Annotated in this window: 16 protein-coding genes; 11 read left to right on the plus strand and 5 right to left on the minus strand. The window is 68.8% G+C overall.

Features of this window, described 5'->3' with window-relative positions; translation table 11 throughout:
• The first annotated feature begins 54 nt into the window (after positions 1-54).
• From LTV02_RS02675 to LTV02_RS02705, 7 genes are all read left to right on the plus strand, one after another.
• Positions 55-507 (plus strand): MarR family winged helix-turn-helix transcriptional regulator, encoded by a 453-nt coding sequence (locus LTV02_RS02675; RefSeq protein ID WP_233037866.1) that lies wholly within the window; start codon positions 55-57, stop codon positions 505-507.
• Positions 500-2,305, plus strand: a complete 1,806-nt coding sequence (locus tag LTV02_RS02680; protein WP_233037868.1) for an AMP-dependent synthetase/ligase — start codon at positions 500-502, stop codon at positions 2,303-2,305. The genes LTV02_RS02675 and LTV02_RS02680 overlap by 8 nt, the downstream gene beginning before the upstream one ends.
• 65 nt (positions 2,306-2,370) lie before the next feature.
• Complete coding sequence (locus tag LTV02_RS02685) at positions 2,371-2,850, plus strand: GtrA family protein (protein ID WP_233037870.1); 480 nt, start codon at positions 2,371-2,373, stop codon at positions 2,848-2,850.
• A gap of 141 nt (positions 2,851-2,991) precedes the next feature.
• The gene (locus LTV02_RS02690) at positions 2,992-3,846 is read left to right on the plus strand and encodes an alpha/beta fold hydrolase (protein ID WP_233037872.1); all 855 of its coding nucleotides are present in this window, start codon (positions 2,992-2,994) and stop codon (positions 3,844-3,846) included.
• A gap of 33 nt (positions 3,847-3,879) precedes the next feature.
• Positions 3,880-4,326: a VOC family protein gene (locus LTV02_RS02695; protein ID WP_233037874.1), complete on the plus strand. Its 447-nt coding sequence runs from the start codon at positions 3,880-3,882 to the stop codon at positions 4,324-4,326.
• Positions 4,274-5,821, plus strand: a complete 1,548-nt coding sequence (locus LTV02_RS02700) for a dihydrolipoyl dehydrogenase family protein (RefSeq protein ID WP_408639328.1) — start codon at positions 4,274-4,276, stop codon at positions 5,819-5,821. The genes LTV02_RS02695 and LTV02_RS02700 overlap by 53 nt, the downstream gene beginning before the upstream one ends.
• Before the next feature lie 140 nt (positions 5,822-5,961).
• The gene (locus LTV02_RS02705) at positions 5,962-7,557 is read left to right on the plus strand and encodes an ABC-F family ATP-binding cassette domain-containing protein (protein ID WP_233037879.1); all 1,596 of its coding nucleotides are present in this window, start codon (positions 5,962-5,964) and stop codon (positions 7,555-7,557) included.
• 3 nt (positions 7,558-7,560) lie between these two features.
• Here the strand turns inward: LTV02_RS02705 and LTV02_RS02710 are convergent, their stop codons facing one another.
• A complete protein-coding gene (locus LTV02_RS02710; protein WP_233037880.1) occupies positions 7,561-8,601 on the minus strand; it encodes an alpha/beta fold hydrolase in 1,041 nt (346 codons plus the stop codon).
• A 152-nt stretch (positions 8,602-8,753) separates the two neighbouring features.
• Here LTV02_RS02710 and LTV02_RS02715 point away from each other — a divergent pair, with 152 nt between their 5' ends.
• Positions 8,754-9,185, plus strand: coding sequence for an SRPBCC family protein (locus LTV02_RS02715; protein WP_233037881.1), 432 nt, complete (start codon positions 8,754-8,756; stop codon positions 9,183-9,185).
• Between the two features lie 269 nt (positions 9,186-9,454).
• Entirely contained in the window at positions 9,455-10,027 is a 573-nt protein-coding gene (locus LTV02_RS02720) for a DUF308 domain-containing protein (RefSeq protein ID WP_233037885.1), read from the plus strand.
• Here the strand turns inward: LTV02_RS02720 and trpA are convergent.
• The 3 genes from trpA to trpM form a co-directional block, all read right to left on the minus strand.
• Positions 10,020-10,838 (minus strand): tryptophan synthase subunit alpha, encoded by an 819-nt coding sequence (trpA, locus tag LTV02_RS02725; protein WP_233037887.1) that lies wholly within the window; start codon positions 10,836-10,838, stop codon positions 10,020-10,022. The two genes, LTV02_RS02720 and trpA, sit on opposite strands and share 8 nt — an antisense overlap.
• Complete coding sequence (gene trpB / locus LTV02_RS02730) at positions 10,838-12,076, minus strand: tryptophan synthase subunit beta (protein WP_233037888.1); 1,239 nt, start codon at positions 12,074-12,076, stop codon at positions 10,838-10,840. Before trpB ends, trpA begins: the two co-directional genes overlap by 1 nt.
• A gap of 146 nt (positions 12,077-12,222) precedes the next feature.
• On the minus strand, positions 12,223-12,387 hold the full coding sequence (trpM, locus tag LTV02_RS02735) for a tryptophan biosynthesis modulator TrpM (RefSeq protein ID WP_233037890.1): 165 nt from the start codon (positions 12,385-12,387) through the stop codon (positions 12,223-12,225).
• 255 nt (positions 12,388-12,642) lie between these two features.
• Between trpM and LTV02_RS02740 the strand changes: the two genes are divergently transcribed.
• Together LTV02_RS02740 and LTV02_RS02745 are read left to right on the plus strand one after the other, a co-directional pair.
• On the plus strand, positions 12,643-13,653 hold the full coding sequence (locus LTV02_RS02740; protein ID WP_233037892.1) for an ATP-grasp domain-containing protein: 1,011 nt from the start codon (positions 12,643-12,645) through the stop codon (positions 13,651-13,653).
• A 31-nt stretch (positions 13,654-13,684) separates the two neighbouring features.
• Positions 13,685-14,905 (plus strand): acyl-CoA dehydrogenase family protein, encoded by a 1,221-nt coding sequence (locus LTV02_RS02745; RefSeq protein WP_233037894.1) that lies wholly within the window; start codon positions 13,685-13,687, stop codon positions 14,903-14,905.
• 18 nt (positions 14,906-14,923) lie between these two features.
• Here the strand turns inward: LTV02_RS02745 and LTV02_RS02750 are convergent, their stop codons facing one another.
• Entirely contained in the window at positions 14,924-15,253 is a 330-nt protein-coding gene (locus tag LTV02_RS02750; protein ID WP_233037902.1) for a hypothetical protein, read from the minus strand.

The following is a 15,253-nucleotide window of genomic DNA, read 5'->3' on the forward strand; positions in this document are numbered from 1 at the left end:
TCTAGAACAGCGCCCTTGGCGCAGGCCCCGCCGATCCGGGGTTATAGTTGCGCTATGCAACACCCACCCGGGCGGTCGCCGGAGATCGCCGCGGTCCACGACGAGCTGACGCAGATCGTCCGCGAGATCATCGCGGGCCGGCCCGCCGTCGAGGGCATTCCGTCGTTCACCCAGCAGTCCACGCTGTCGTTCATCGATCGCCATCCCGGCTGCCGCGCCACCGAGATCGCCGAGGCCTTCGGGGTGCACCGCTCGACGGTGTCGCGGCAAGTGCGCGGCTGTGTGGACGCGGGCTGGGTGGCCGCGGGCGAGGGCACGCTGCACGGCGGCTATCCCCTGACCCTGACCGGCGCGGGGCGGCAGGCCCTGGACGCCGCCACCGGACGTGACCTCACCCAGCTCGCCGAGCGCATGGCCGGCTGGACCTCCCGGGAGATCGCCGAATTCGCCCGGGCCCTGAAGCGATTCCGTCACCTCGACCCGACGACTGGAGCTGACCATGCGTGAATACACCGCGGTAGACACGTTCACCATCGAGCCGGACGAGACCATCGTCCGCTCGGTGTTCACCCAGGCGGCCGACGCGCCGGAGCGGGTGCTGTTCTCGCGGCCGATCGGCGACCGCTGGGCCGACGTCACCGCGGCGGAGTTCGCGCGGCTGGTATCGGATGTCGCGAAAGGGTTGCTCGCCAACGGGATTCAGCCCGGTGATCGGGTGGTGCTGCTGTCGGCGACGCGGTTCGAGTGGACGCTGCTCGACTTCGCCATCTGGGCGGCGGGCGCGGTCACCGTGCCGGTCTACGATTCGTCCTCGGCCGAGCAGGTGCGGTGGATTCTGGAGGATTCCGGGGCGGCGCTGGCCATCGTGGAGAAGGCGCGGCAGAAGGAATTGCTCACGGGCGCACCGGAATCGCTGCGGCGGTCGCTGGTCATCGACGATGCCGCCGAGACCACCCTGATCGCCGAGGGCGCGGAGGTGGCCGACGAGCTGCTGCAAGAACGCATCGACGGCCTGCGCGCCGACGGCCTGGCCTCGCTGGTCTACACCTCCGGCACCACCGGCCGCCCCAAGGGCTGCATGCTCACCCACCGCAATTTCCTGTCCGAGGTGCGCGGCATCCTGACCGCCAGCATCGGCGAGGTCGCCCGGCCGGGGCAGCGCATGCTCACCTTCCTGCCGCTCGCGCACGTGCTGGCTCGCGCGGTCTCCCTCGCCGCGTTCGAAGGCGGTATGACACAGGCACACTGGGCCGATTTCAAGACCATTACCGGGCAGTTCGCGCGCTTCGCCCCGCACACCATTCTCGGCGTGCCGCGGGTGTTCGAGAAGGTGCGCGACGGCGCGGACAAGAAGGCGCGCGGGGGCGGCAAGGTCAAGGGTTCGATCTTCCGGTTCGCCGAGCGCACCGCCATCCGATGGAGCGAAAACCTCGACCACACCGGCGGATTCGTGCGGCCGCCGAGCCCGCTGCTGCGCGCGCGGTACGCGCTGTGCGATCGGCTGGTGTACGGGCCGCTGCGCGCCGCGCTGGGCGGGCACTGCGAGTTCGCCATCTCCGGCGGCGGTGCGCTCGCCCCGCGGCTCGGGCACTTCTTCCAGGGCCTCGGCGTGCCGATCTACGAGGGCTACGGGCTCACCGAATCGACCGCCGCGCACTGCGTCAATGTGCCCGGCGCGATCAAGATCGGCTCGGTGGGTAAACCGCTGGGCGGCAATGGCGTGCGGATCGCCGAGGACGGTGAGATCGAGCTGCGCGGCGGCGTGGTGTTCGCCGGGTACTGGCACAATGACGACGCCACCGCGGCCGCCATGGACGACGGCTGGCTGCGCACCGGCGATATCGGCGAACTGGACGCGGACGGCTTCCTGTCCATCACCGGCCGCAAGAAGGATCTGCTGGTCACCGCCGGCGGCAAGAACGTCTCGCCCGGCCCGATGGAGGACCGGATCCGCTCGCACACCCTGATCTCGCAGGCCGTGGTGCTCGGGGACGGCCGCTCCTTCATCACCGCGCTGATCACCATCGATCCCGAGGCGTTCGAGGCGTGGAAAGCCGACCACGGCATGCCGGCGAGCGCGACCATCGCCGGAATGCGGGACGATGCCGCGCTGCGGGCCGAGGTGCAGCTGGCCATCGACGACGCCAACAGCGCTGTCTCGCATGCCGAATCGATCAAGAAGTTCGTGATCCTCGACCGCGACCTCACCGAGGAATCCGGGGAGCTCACCGCGACCTTGAAGGTCAAGCGGCACATCGTGGCCGAGCGTTTCGCCGACGCCATCGAGGGCATGTACCGGCACTGACGCCCGCAACTGTTTATTGGGCCGGTGATCACCTGCGGGTCATCTGCCGATGACACGGTGGTGGGGTGCGGATCGAGACAGCGACCATCCCGGCCGGCCCCTGGCCGGTGCGGTGGTTCCACCGTTTCTGCGAACGGTTGACCGCACTGCTGCCGTTCGGGCTGTCGCGGATGGTCGCGCCGACCTTCGTGGGCTATCTGCTGTTGAGCGCGTGCACGTTCGGGCTGGATCTGGTGCTGCTCACCGCGTTGCACGGCGGGCTCGGGCTGCCGGTGCCGGTCGCGGTGACGGTGGCGTACGTCAGCGCGTTCGCCACCAGCTTCCTGCTGAACCGCACCCTGAACTTCGTCTCGCATGCGGCGGTGGGCCCGCAGCTGGCGGTGTATGTGCTCGTGGTCGTGATCAACTATGTGCTGTTCATCCTGGGCGTGACCAGCGGTTTGGCGGCGCTGGGCCTCGACTATCGGCTGGCTCGCATTGCCGCCGGTTTGGGCGAGGGGCTGTATCTCTACGTGTCGATGCGCCGGCTGGTCTTCCGGCGCTGACGATTCCCCGGTCACCGGGGCGACGCCCGATGGCGTAAGCGGTGACTACGTCATGGTCGGCGTCAGTTGACAGATGTGGCGGCAGGTCCGTGCGGACGAATGTGGGTACCGCACCACCTGCTTCCTCGAAAGGACAACGACATGGCCGAGATTCGACGTCACGGTATGCGCCGCGCGGGCCGGGCGCTCGCCACCCTCACGGCCGCGGTGGCCGCCGGCAGCCTCGCGGTCGCCTGCACCGCGAGCAAGACCACCAATGCCGGGCCGGCCGAGGACGCGCCGCGACCCACCATCGTGCTGGTGCACGGGGCGTTCGCGGACGGGTCCAGCTGGAACGACGTCATCGAGAAACTGCGCAAGGACAAGTATCCGGTGGTCGCGGCGGCCAATCCCTTGCGCGGACCGGCTTCCGACGCGACCGCGTTGAAGGGTCTGATCAGCCACATCAACGGACCGGTCGTACTGGTCGGGCACTCCTACGGCGGATCGGTGATCAGCACCGCGGCGGCGGGCAGCGACCAGGTCAAGGCGCTGGTCTACGTGGCGGCCTTCCTGCCCGCCGTCGGTGAGACCGCGCTGGACCTGACCAACAAGTACCCGGGCTCCACACTGCCCGGCACCCTCGACCCGGTGCCGTTCACCAACCCGGACGGCAGCACCGGCACCGACCTGTACATCCAGCAGGCCAAGTTCCGCGACCAGTTCGCCGCCGACGTCCCCGCCGACCAGGCCGCCCTCGCCGCCGCCGCGCAACGCCCGATCCTGCAATCCGCCCTGGCCGAACCGGCCACCGTCGCCGCCTGGACCGACAAGCCCAGCTGGGATGTCGTCACCACCCAGGACCTCAATATCCCGGTCGCCGCCCAGCGCTTCATGGCCGAGCGGGCGCACGCTCAGGTCACCGAGGTCGACGCCTCGCATTCGGTCGCGGTCTCGCATCCCGACCTGGTCGCGAACGTGATCGAGCAGGCCGCCCGCTCCACCGCCGCCCACTGACCGCTCGCGAAAGACCCTGGAGGAGAACACATCATGGATCTGAAACTGGAAGTCGTCGTCCTGCCCGTCGCGGATGTGGACCGCGCCAAAGCCTTCTACACCGAACGCCTCGGATTCCGTTTGGACGCCGACTTTCCCGTGGACGCGAGCTACCGCGTCGTCCAGGTGACCCCGCCCGGCTCGGCGTGCTCGATCATCTTCGGCACCGGCGTCAGCGCCGCCGCACCCGGCTCGCTTCAGGGCCTGCACCTGATCGTCACCGATATCGAGCAGACGGTTGCGGAACTGACCGGGCGCGGCGTCACCGTCGAAGGCCCGTTCCGCGACGCCACCGGCGTCTTCCATCACGCCGGCGCCGAAAGCCGGGTGCCCGGCGTCGATCCGCAGCGGCGCAGTTACGGTTCTTTTGCCGCTTTCACCGATCCCGATGGCAACGGCTGGTTCCTCCAGGAGATCACCCAGCGCGCACCCGGCCGCTGACTCGCGAGAAAGTGAATCCATGTCCGACAACGAAATTCGTACCTACGACGTCGTGGTGATCGGCGCCGGGCCGGTCGGTGAGAATGTCGCCGACCGGACCCGGGCCGCCGGGCTCAGCACCGTGATCGTCGAATCCGAACTGGTCGGCGGCGAATGCTCGTACTGGGCTTGTGAACCCAGCAAGGCGCTGCTGCGCCCGGCGCTGCTCTACCGCGAGGCAGCGCGCTTCCCGGGCGTCGCGGACGCGGTGACCGGGCCGCTCGACGCGCAGGCGGTGCTGAAACATCGTGACCGCATGGTGGCCGACTGGAACGACCACGATCAGGTCGCCTGGCTGGAATCGGTTGACGTCGAACTCATTCGGGGGCACGGCCGCCTCGACGGCCCCCGCCGGGTGACTGTCGAAACCCCGTCCGGTGAGACCGTGCGGCTGGCCGCCCGGCACGCGGTGGCGGTGTGCACCGGCACCTCCGCTGTCCTGCCGCCGCTGCCCGGCCTGGACGCGGTGCGGCCGTGGACCAGCCGCGAGGCCACCAGCGCCCGCGAGGTCCCGGACCGGCTCGCGATCCTGGGAGCGGGTGTGGTCGCCACCGAAATGGCCGCCGCCTGGCAGGCGCTGGGGTCGCGGGTCACGCTCATCGCCCGGGGCTCGAGCCTGCTGGGCCGGGTGGAACCCTTCGCCGCCGACCTGGTCGCCGAGCGGCTCCGGGAAGCGGGGGTGGACCTGCGTTTCGGCACCACCATCAGCGCCGCCGAACGCGCCGGCGGGCCCGATGACGCCGTCCACCTCACCCTCGCCGACGGCACCCGACTGGTCGCCGACGAACTGCTCCTGGCCACCGGACGCGCGCCCCGCACCGCCGACCTCGGCCTGGAAACCATCGGCCTGCACCCGGGGGAGTGGCTGCCCACCGACGACACCTTCACCGTCCAGGCCGTCGAGGGGGACTGGCTGTACGCGGTCGGCGACGTGAATCACCGTGCGCTGCTGACCCATCAGGGCAAATACCAGGCCCGTATCGCCGGCGCGGTGATCGCCGACCGGGCGCGCGGCCTGACCCTCGACACCGCGCGCTGGGGCCGCCACGCCGGCACCGCCGACCTCGAGGCCGTGCCGCAGGTGGTGTTCACCGATCCGGAGATCGCGGCGGTCGGGCTCACCACCGAGGACGCGGCGCGCGCCGGGCGGGCGGTGGACGTGGTCGATTACGAGATCGGCCGGGTCGCCGGTGCGCTCCAGTACGACCCGGCCTATCGCGGTCGCGCCCGGGTGCTGATCGATCCGGAACGCCGGGTGATCGTCGGCGCCACCTTCGCCGGGCCGGGTGTGGCGGAACTGCTGCATTCGGCCACGATCGCGATCACCGGCGAGGTGCCGATCGACCGCCTCTGGCATGCGGTGCCGTCGTTCCCGACCATCAGCGAGGTGTGGCTGCGCCTGCTGGAAACCTATCGCGATCAGGCGGCCCGTCCGGGCGATCGGACCGGGATGTAGGCTGGACGGGTGATCATGGAGGAAGTCGACAGACTGTAGCCGCCCGGCCGAAGGCGGCGCCCCCTGTGCCTTCGTCTGTCTCAGCGACTTCCGAAATCACTTGCGCTTGCTCGTTTCGAGCAGGAAAGAGTCGACGAACCATGTCCACATCCAGTCAGGCTGCGATCATCCTGCGGCAATTGTCCTTCGAATGGCCCGACGGCAGCATCGCGCTCGCCGGGGTCGACGGCGCCTTGACCGCCGGGCGCACCGGATTGGTCGGCCGCAACGGCGTCGGTAAATCGACGCTGCTGCGGCTGATCGCCGGAATATTGAAACCGACGTCCGGCAGCGTCGAAACCAGTGGCGCGGTGGGGTATCTGCCGCAGAACTTGACACTCGGGCATTCGGACACCATTGCCCGGCTGCTCGGGATCGAGGAGAAACTCGCCGCCCTGCGGGCGATCGAGGCGGGGGAGACCGACGAGCGGTATTTCGAGACTATCGGCGACGATTGGGATATCGAGGCTCGCGCCGATCAGGCATTGCACGACATCGGTTTCGGCGCGGCGGATCTCGATCGCAAGGTGGGGGAGATCTCCGGCGGTGAAGCCGTGCTGGTCGCCATCACCGGGCTGCGGGTGCGGCGGACGCCGATCACCCTGCTGGACGAGCCGACCAATAATCTCGACCGTGAAACCCGGGCCAAGCTGGCCGAATTCGTCGATACCTGGCCCGGCACCCTGGTGGTGGTGAGCCACGATCTCGAACTGCTCGAACACATGGACGCGACCGCGGAATTGCACGGCGCGAGGCTGGAGGTGTTCGGCGGGCCGTACAGCGAATGGCAGCGGCATATCGAACAGGAACAGGCCGCGGCGGCGCAGGCGGCACGGACGGCCGAGCAGGCGTTGAAGGTCGAGAAGCGGCAGCGGATCGAGGCGGAGACCAAACTGGCCCGGCGGGAGCGCACCGCGCGATCGACGCAGCGAGACGGTGGAATTCCACGGATTCTGGCGGGCAATCGCGCCAGCAAGGCGCAAGCCTCGGCCGGCGCCATGCGCGGCACTATGGACGCGAAAGTCGTTGCGGCGCAGGATGCGCTGACCGCGGCGGAATCGCGGGTGCGGCGGGTGGAGCATATTCATCTGGAATTGCCGGATCCGGATGTGCCGCGCAGCCGGCGCATCGCGGAATTGCGCGATGGTGACCGAAGCATTGTCATTCAGGGGCCGGAACGGGTGGCCCTGATCGGCCGGAACGGCGCGGGCAAGTCGACGCTGATCGAGCAGCTCCTGGACGGGCGGCATCCGGAACGCGGCACCTTGCTCACCGACCGCATCGGGTATCTGCCGCAACGCCTGGACAATCTGGACGAGCAGGCCAGCGCGCTCGACAATGTGCACGCGGTGGCCGTCACCACGCCGCCGGCCGAGATCCGCAATCAGCTGGCCCGGCTGCTGTTGCGCGGCAACAGCGTCGAACGCCCGGTGTCCACGCTGTCCGGCGGGGAACGGTTCCGGGTCGCGCTGGCGCGCCTGCTGCTCGCCGATCCGCCGGTGCAATTGCTGATTCTCGACGAGCCCACCAACAACCTCGATATCGCCAGCGTCGACCAGCTGGTGGAAGCGCTGGGCGATTATCGAGGCGCGGTGCTCATCGTCAGTCACGATTACCCGTTCCTGGAGCGGATCGGGCTCGATACCGTCCTGGAATTGGCCGCGAACGGCGGTATCCGGCAACGCGCCTCGTTGTGATCGTCAGAGGCGATCCGCGTCCATGATCGCCCGGGCGAACGGGCGCGGCGCCTCCTGCGGCACATTGTGACCGATGCCGTCGAGGACGCGATGCTCGTACTTTCCGGTGTATTTGCCGCGGTACGGCATTCCGTCCTTGGCGGCGCCGTCGAAATCGCTCGCGATGGTGATGGCGGGCACGGTGATCGCCGGGCCGGCCGCGAGCCGCTGTTCGTATTCGTCGTACTGCGGTTCGCCCGGAGCCAGGCTCAAGCGCCAGCGGTAATTCGAGATGACGATATCGACGTGGTCGGGATTGTCGAAGGCGGCGGCGCTGCGATCGAAGGTCGCATCGTCGAATTGCCAAGTGGGGGAGGCGCGCTGCCAGATCAGCCTGTTGAAATCGTGCCGGTTCTTCGCGTACCCGGCCCGCCCGCGCTCGGTGGCGAAATAGTACTGATACCACCAGCCCAGTTCGGCTTCCGGCGACAACGGCAGTTGCTGCGCCGCCTGCTGCGTGACGATGTAGCCGCTCACCGCCACCATCGCCTTGACCCGTTCCGGCCACAGCGCCGCGATGATATCGACGGTCCGTGCGCCCCAATCGAATCCGCCGAGCACCGCCTTGTCGATGCGCAGGGCGTCCATGAAATCCACGATGTCGCGGGCGATCGCCGACTGCTGACCGTTCCGGATCGTCTGCGGTGCACGGAAAGTCGTGGAACCGTAGCCGCGCAGGAACGGCACCAGTACGCGATATCCGGCCTCCGCGAGGATCGGCCCGACATCGGCATAGCTGTACGGGTCGTAGGGCCAGCCGTGCAAGAGAATCACCGGTTGCCCCGTGCCGGGCCCGAATTCGGCGTAGCCCACATTCAGCACACCCGCATCGATCTGTTTGATAACGCCCAGTGAGGTATTGGCCCCCGCTCCCGCCCGGAAGTTCTCCCCGGCGGCCGTAGCCGCGGTCCCGGAATCCGTACCGCACCCGCTCATTGAAGCCGCCGCCAAACTCGCCGCCCCCGCCGCCAGCGCGCCGCCGAAGAATCGTCTGCTGATTTCCATGCCTTCGACGCTAGGCAGCGCCCCCGGGCACTCACGACCGTCGCATGACGTAATCGGTGACGCCGTCGGCCGTCCGGCCGCGAACCGGATTACGTCACCCCAGCGTCATCCGACAGATTCGGCGCGGGCGCCCCGAAAGCGAAGGTATTCCCATGCCTACCGTTCGCTTTCATCTCCAGTCCACCCTGACCCCCGCCGAGGTCGTGCGAGTACTCACCGACTTCGGCCCCACCCGTACCGAGTCATGGCCGACCATCGACGCCGACCACTTCACCGTCCACGCCCGCGGCGAGAACTGGGCCGAGGTCACCGAGGGCACCGCCGCCGCCTGGGAACGCGCCCGCTACGACTGGGACCCGGCCGGCGACACCGTCACCATCACCACCCTCGATTCCAAACTCTTCGGCCCCGGCGGCGGCTGGATCTTCCGCGCCACCCCCGACACCTCCGGCACCCGCGTAGACGTCGAACTCACCCGCACCCCGGCCACTTTCAAGGGCAAGCTACTGGCCGCCCTGCTCCCACTGGTCGGCCCGTCCTCCCTGCGCAAGTCTTTCGCGGGCCCGCTGCGGGCGGCGGCGTAATGGCGGCCCCATACGCGTTCCGGGAACTCGTTCTCACCCACAGAAGGTAATCGTCATGCCCTCGTTCGCCGCGTTCCGAAGAGCCGATCAGCGCAGCACGACAACGGTTTTCGCCGGTCCCGTCGCCCTGTGGATCTGGGCTGAGCTCGCCGTCCTGCACGGGCGAGGGCCCTCCGTTCGGGATCTGCTCGGTTAGCGATCCGCTGTGAACAACCACCGGCCACGGGCTTTCGTGGCCGGTGCGCGTCGAATCCGATGAAAGGCTCGAAATGAATTCCGTCGCCGTGGCACCGGCCTCCACCTCCGAACGCTCGTCACTGGTCCGCCTCTATCTGATTCGCGGCCTGGTGGCGCTGGGGTGGGCCGCGGCTTTCGCCGCTGCCCATGATCCATTGGACGCCGTCGCGCTCACCCTGCTGGTGATCTACCCGCTCATCGACGCCGTCTCATGCGCCATCGACTATGTCGCAGTGCCCGACGGTTCCGAACGCCGGATCACCGCGCTCAACGGCATATTGAGCACGGTCGCCGCTGTCGCGGTGGGCGTCGGCGGTACGGCGGGTGGCGTCCCCGCGGTGCTGGCCGTATTCGGGGTCTGGGCCAGTCTTTCCGGCGCGACCCAGCTGGCCGTCGGCATCTATCGGCGCGGACCCGTCTTCGGCAAGCAGTGGCCGACGCTGATCTCCGGTGGCCTGTCCTTCCTCGTCGGCGTCACCTACGTGGCACAGGCCACCGGAGCCGCGCCGTCCCTGGCGGTGCTGGCCGTCTATGCGACCGGCGGCGGCGTGTTCTTCGTCGTCCAGGCCGCCCTGCTGGCCTGGAAGTCCCGGTCGGTCAGCTGACCGGGGTGCGGACGGCGGCGGCCAGTTCGGTGCTGCGGGCGCGCACCGCCGCCAATCCGGTTGCCGGGTCCGGCGCTTCCAGGAGGTCGCGGACCAGGCGGGAGCCCACGATGACGCCGTCGGCGAAGCTCGCCACCTGCCTCGCTGCGGCGGCGTCGGAGATTCCGATGCCGACGCAGACCGGGAGCTCGGTCAGTGCGCGCAGGCGCTGGACCAGGGTGTGGGCGGCCGCGTCGAGCGTGGCTCTGGTGCCGGTGACGCCCATGGTCGAGGCGGCGTACACGAAACCGGTGCCCGCCGAGGTGATCTCGGCCAAGCGCTCCGTGGTGCTGCTCGGGGCGACCACGAAGACGGTGGCCAGCTCGTGGGCGGCGGCGCTGCGGCGCCACGCTTCGGACTCCTGTACGGGGAGGTCGGGCAGGATGCAGCCCGCACCGCCCGCCGCGGCGAGTTCGGCGGCGAAACGTTCGACGCCGTAGCGCTCGACCGGATTCCAGTACGTCATCACCAGAATCGGTTTGCCCGTGGCCAGATACGCCTCCCGGACGGTGCGCATGACGTCCGCGATTCGTACTCCCGCTCGCAGTGCGTGCCCGGCGGCGGTCTGCACGACGGGGCCGTCGATCACCGGATCACTGTGTGGCAGGCCGACTTCCACGATATCGGCGCCGCCCGCGACCACCGCTTCGACGGCCGCGATACCGCCGTCCACGCTGGGATATCCGGCGGTCACGTAGGCCACCAGCGCGGCTCGGCCTTCGCGGCGGGCGGTCTCGAGGGTATCGGTCAGCAGTCGCAGGTTCCCGTTCATCACGCGCGCACCTCCGCATCGCGACCGGTGAAATACGCTGCGGCCGTTTCCATGTCCTTGTCGCCGCGCCCGGACAGGTTGACCAGGATCAGTCCCTCCGGCCCCAGTTCCCGGCCGACCTCGAGCGCCCCGGCCAGGGCGTGCGCGCTCTCGATCGCGGGAATGATGCCCTCGGTCCGGGACAGCAGCCGGAAGGCGTCCATGGCCGCCGCGTCGGTGATCGGCCGGTATTCGCCGCGGCCGCTGTCGTGCAGATACGAATGCTCGGGGCCGACGCCCGGATAGTCGAGTCCCGCCGAAATCGAACAGGCTTCGATGATCTGGCCCTCGTCGTCCTGCAGCACATAGGACCGCGACCCGTGCAGGATCCCGGGCTCGCCCGCCGACAGCGACGCCGCGTGCTCCCCGCTCGCGATGCCGTGCCCGGCCGCCTCACAACCGATGAGCCGCACCCCGGGGTCGTCGAGGAAGGCGTGGAACAACCCGATCGCGTTCGATCCGCCGCCCACGCACGCCACCGCCGCATCGGGCAGCCGCCCGGTCCGCTCCAGCAGCTGCCGGCGCGCCTCCACCCCGATCACCCGCTGGAAATCGCGGATCATGGCGGGGAACGGATGCGGCCCGGCCACCGTCCCGAAGATGTAATGCGTGCTGTCGGTATTGGCGACCCAATCGCGGAAGGTCTCGTTGATGGCGTCCTTGAGCGTGCGCGATCCGGATGTGACCGGAACGACCTGTGCGCCCAGCATTTCCATGCGCGCCACGTTCAACGCCTGCCGCTGGGTGTCCACCTCGCCCATGTAGACCACGCATTCCAGCCCGAACAACGCGCACGCGGTGGCGGTGGCGACGCCGTGCGAACCCGCGCCGGTCTCGGCGATCACGCGCGGTTTGCCCATGCGCTTGGCCAGCAGCGCCTGGCCCAGCACATTGTTCACCTTGTGCGAGCCGGTGTGGTTGAGGTCCTCGCGCTTGAGGAAAAGCCTTGCGCCACCGGCATATTCGGCGAAACGGGAGGCCTCGGTCAGCGCGCTGGGCCGACCGGCGTAGTCGGTGAGCAGCGCCTCGAGTTCCGCGACGAAGGCGGGATCGGTTTTGGCTTTGTCGTAGGCGGCGGCCACCTCGTCCACGGCAGCGACCAGCGCTTCCGGGATGAATTTACCGCCGTACCCGCCGAAATATCCTTCCGGATCGGGTAATTGGCCCTCGGGGGCCGGGACGAAGAAATGATCGGTCATGGTTCGGCTCACTGTGCGGCCGGGGCGTGCCCCGGCGACCGGACTGGGAGAAGTCACGACGAGCACGCACATACCGCACGCGGAATCCGCTGTGGCAGCGGTCATCCCGATGCGGGGACGACGAGGACGGACCGCGCGCGGCGGTCTCAGTCACCCCGGACGATGTGCGGCTCGCGGAGCCATCGCATCCCGTTCACCTGACCGGGTTCGGAGCCGATCACGTACCGCACCCGGCGGCCGTGCACGCGTCGCGCCGGCGCGCGGCAGCCGCGCGGGCGGCAACCGGGTGCGAGACGGACGGCGATCGACATGAGCGCACTATAACCGGTTTGCCGCGAGGCGTCCGCGCAAGGGTTCTACGCTGGGTGAATAGGGCTGGGCGGCAACGAAACCGGGGTGCCTTCCGCCGGCCACGCACCCGTCACAGAACCGGGCTAAGATCCGCGCACCACTGGATCGCGCCAAGGTTTGACACCGCTCGGCAGCATGGAGGAGAGAGGAGCGTTGTCATAACGCTTCGGATTTGGCTGAGCAGCGCCGGCGCGGCGTCTGCGCAGGTTATGCGGTTGTTGCGGGAGAACCCCGATCAGGTCGACGTCACCGTCTACGCGAGCAATATCGATCCCGGGGCGGTGGCGCTGTCGGTGTGCGATGTGGCCGAGCTGGAACCCCGGCACGTCAGCGACGAGGAGTACGCGCGCTTCGCGCTCGACTTCTGCCGCCGCCATCGCATCGACGTGCTCATCCCGCCCCGCCGCCTGACCGCGCTGGCGGGCCGGGAAATGGATTTCGCGGCGGTCGGCACCGCCGTCATGTGCTCGCCGCGCGCGGCCGTGACCGCGCTGACGAGCAAGGTCCGCACCTACGAAATAGCCGGTGCGGCAGGCATTCCGGTGCCGCCCTGGCGGGTGGTCTCGACCGCCGACGCCTTCCGCGCCGCGGTCGCCGAACTGTCGCTCACCGACGACAAACTCTGCATCAAACCCAGCGGCGAGTACTCCGCGTTCGGCTTCCGCATCCTCGACGACGGCCCGCTCTCCATGGCCACCCTGCTCGCTCCGCCGCTGCCCGTGGCGTCGGTGGACGCGGTGGCCGGGGCGCTCGCCCGCGCCGCCGAACAGGGCGGCCCCGTCCCCGAACTCCTCGTCATGCCCTATCTGGACGCCCCCGAGATCAGCATCGACTGCCTCTCCGCTCCGGGCGGTGAACTCCTGATCGGCATCCCGCGCTCCAAACAGGGCCGCTTCCGCATGCTCCTGGACAATCCCGCCGCCCTGGACATCGCCGGACGCCTCGTCAAACACTTCGAACTCGCGTATCTGACCAATATCCAACTCCGCCACCGCAAGGGCGAACCCGTCCTCCTGGAAGCCAACCCCCGCCCCGCCGCCGGCCTCTTCCAATCCGCCCACGCCGGCGTCAACCTCCCCTGGGCCGCCGTCCGCCTGCTGCTGCAAGGCGATCCGGGCATCCGCCGCCCACCTCGGCTCGACGTTCGCCTCGCGGTGGCCGAAGCCGTCATGGAAGTACCGAGTCGAGCCCGGGCCGAATTAGAACCTGTTCTATATTCGGGGTAACCGTTCCGGCGATCCCTCGGGAGTTCAGTACATGTACCAGTGGTCCGACGAAGACCTGATGTTCCGTGACGCGGTGCGCGGGTTCATCGACAAGGAGATCAAGCCTCACGTCGAACAGCTGGAGAGCGGAGCGCTGCCGCCGTTCGACATCATCCGCAAGCTGTACGCCACCTTCGGGCTGGACGAGATGGCGCGCGAGGGGCTGGAGAAGGCGTTCGCGCGCGAGGAGGCCGGCACCACCGGCAGATCGGGCGGCGGGTTCAGCGGGTCGGGCAGCATGGGGGTCATCCTCAACAGCGAACTGGCCGGCGTCAGCCTCGGCCTGGTCGCGTCCATGGGCGTGAGTCTCGGACTGACCGTCGGCACCATTCGCACCCGCGGCACCCTGGCCCAGAAGAAGCGGTGGCTGCCCGAGCTGGTCACCATGGAGAAGGTCGGGGCCTGGGCCATCACCGAACCGGATTCGGGCTCCGACGCTTTCGGCGGCATGAAGTCGTATGTGCGGCGGGACGGGGAGGACTACATCCTCAACGGTCGCAAGACCTTCATCACCAATGGGCCCTACGCCGATGTCACCGTCGTCTACGCCAAGCTGGACGAGGAGGACGGCACCGATCGGCGCGACCGCAAGGTGCTGACCTTCGTGCTGGACAAGGGCATGCCCGGATTCGTGCAGAGCCCGGCGTTCAAGAAGATGGGCATGAACTCCTCGCCCACCGGCGAACTGTTCTTCGACAATGTCCGCATCACCCCGGACCGGCTGCTCGGCGAGACCGAGAACCCGGCCAAGGGTGACGGGAAGGACAGCGCCAAGGAATCTTTCGCGGCCGAACGCATCGGCATCGCGTCGCTGGCGCTGGGCATCATCAACGAATGCCACCGGCTCAGCGTCGATTACGCCAAGTCGCGCAAGCTGTGGGGCAAGGAGATCGCCCAGTTCCAGCTCATCCAGCTCAAGCTGGCCGAAATGGAGATCGCGCGAATCAATGTGCAGAACATGGTCTTCAATGCCATCGAGCGCACCGCGGCGGGGGAGAAGGTGTCCCTCGCCGAGGCGTCGGCCATGAAGCTGTACTCCTCGCGCGCCGCCACCGAGGTCGCCATGGAAGCCGTGCAGCTCTTCGGCGGCAACGGGTACATGGCCGAATACAAGGTGGAGCAGCTGGCCCGCGACGCCAAGTCGCTGATGATCTACGCGGGCAGCAATGAAATCCAGGTCACCCACATCGCCAAGGGCCTGCTCGCCCGTTAGCGGCGGACCGGCACGGCATCAGCCGCAGCTGGTGCCGTTCGCCGCGTCCTTGATGCCGGCCTCGGTGGCGGTGCGGTCCGCTTCGGAGGTGGACGCCCAGCTCGGGGACTGGCGCATGGTCGACAGCAGTTCCTCGGCGCCCTGCTCCGGGGTCCAGCCGGACCCGGAGCTCTTGGCCTGTTCGCGCAGCGAGGTGAAGAAGGCCGTGAACTGCTGGCACGCCTTGGTGCGGGCGGGCGAGGCGGGCCCGGCGGCCGTCGTCGCGGTGGCCGGTGCGGCGGTCTCGGTCTTCGAGGCGCACCCGGTGAGGGCGGCGGCGAGCAGCAGTGTGGCGACGAGCCTGGTCAT

Origin of the sequence: Nocardia yamanashiensis (genome assembly GCF_021183565.1) — a bacterium.
GTDB classification, from domain to species: Bacteria; Actinomycetota; Actinomycetes; order Mycobacteriales; family Mycobacteriaceae; genus Nocardia; species Nocardia yamanashiensis.

Excerpts from the sequence above, each read along its gene's own strand:
- LTV02_RS02720 (WP_233037885.1), top strand. The coding sequence starts at position 9,455 with ATGAATTCCGTCGCCGTGGCACCGGCCTCCACCTCCGAACGCTCGTCA.
- LTV02_RS02695 (WP_233037874.1), top strand. The coding sequence starts at position 3,880 with ATGGATCTGAAACTGGAAGTCGTCGTCCTGCCCGTCGCGGATGTGGAC.
- trpM (WP_233037890.1), bottom strand. The coding sequence starts at position 12,387 with ATGTCGATCGCCGTCCGTCTCGCACCCGGTTGCCGCCCGCGCGGCTGC.
- trpB (WP_233037888.1), bottom strand. The coding sequence starts at position 12,076 with ATGACCGATCATTTCTTCGTCCCGGCCCCCGAGGGCCAATTACCCGAT.
- LTV02_RS02705 (WP_233037879.1), top strand. The coding sequence starts at position 5,962 with ATGTCCACATCCAGTCAGGCTGCGATCATCCTGCGGCAATTGTCCTTC.
- LTV02_RS02700 (WP_408639328.1), top strand. The coding sequence starts at position 4,274 with ATGGCAACGGCTGGTTCCTCCAGGAGATCACCCAGCGCGCACCCGGCC.
- LTV02_RS02710 (WP_233037880.1), bottom strand. The coding sequence starts at position 8,601 with ATGGAAATCAGCAGACGATTCTTCGGCGGCGCGCTGGCGGCGGGGGCG.
- LTV02_RS02745 (WP_233037894.1), top strand. The coding sequence starts at position 13,685 with ATGTACCAGTGGTCCGACGAAGACCTGATGTTCCGTGACGCGGTGCGC.
- LTV02_RS02680 (WP_233037868.1), top strand. The coding sequence starts at position 500 with ATGCGTGAATACACCGCGGTAGACACGTTCACCATCGAGCCGGACGAG.
- LTV02_RS02690 (WP_233037872.1), top strand. The coding sequence starts at position 2,992 with ATGGCCGAGATTCGACGTCACGGTATGCGCCGCGCGGGCCGGGCGCTC.
- trpA (WP_233037887.1), bottom strand. The coding sequence starts at position 10,838 with ATGAACGGGAACCTGCGACTGCTGACCGATACCCTCGAGACCGCCCGC.
- LTV02_RS02750 (WP_233037902.1), bottom strand. The coding sequence starts at position 15,253 with ATGACCAGGCTCGTCGCCACACTGCTGCTCGCCGCCGCCCTCACCGGG.
- LTV02_RS02715 (WP_233037881.1), top strand. The coding sequence starts at position 8,754 with ATGCCTACCGTTCGCTTTCATCTCCAGTCCACCCTGACCCCCGCCGAG.
- LTV02_RS02675 (WP_233037866.1), top strand. The coding sequence starts at position 55 with ATGCAACACCCACCCGGGCGGTCGCCGGAGATCGCCGCGGTCCACGAC.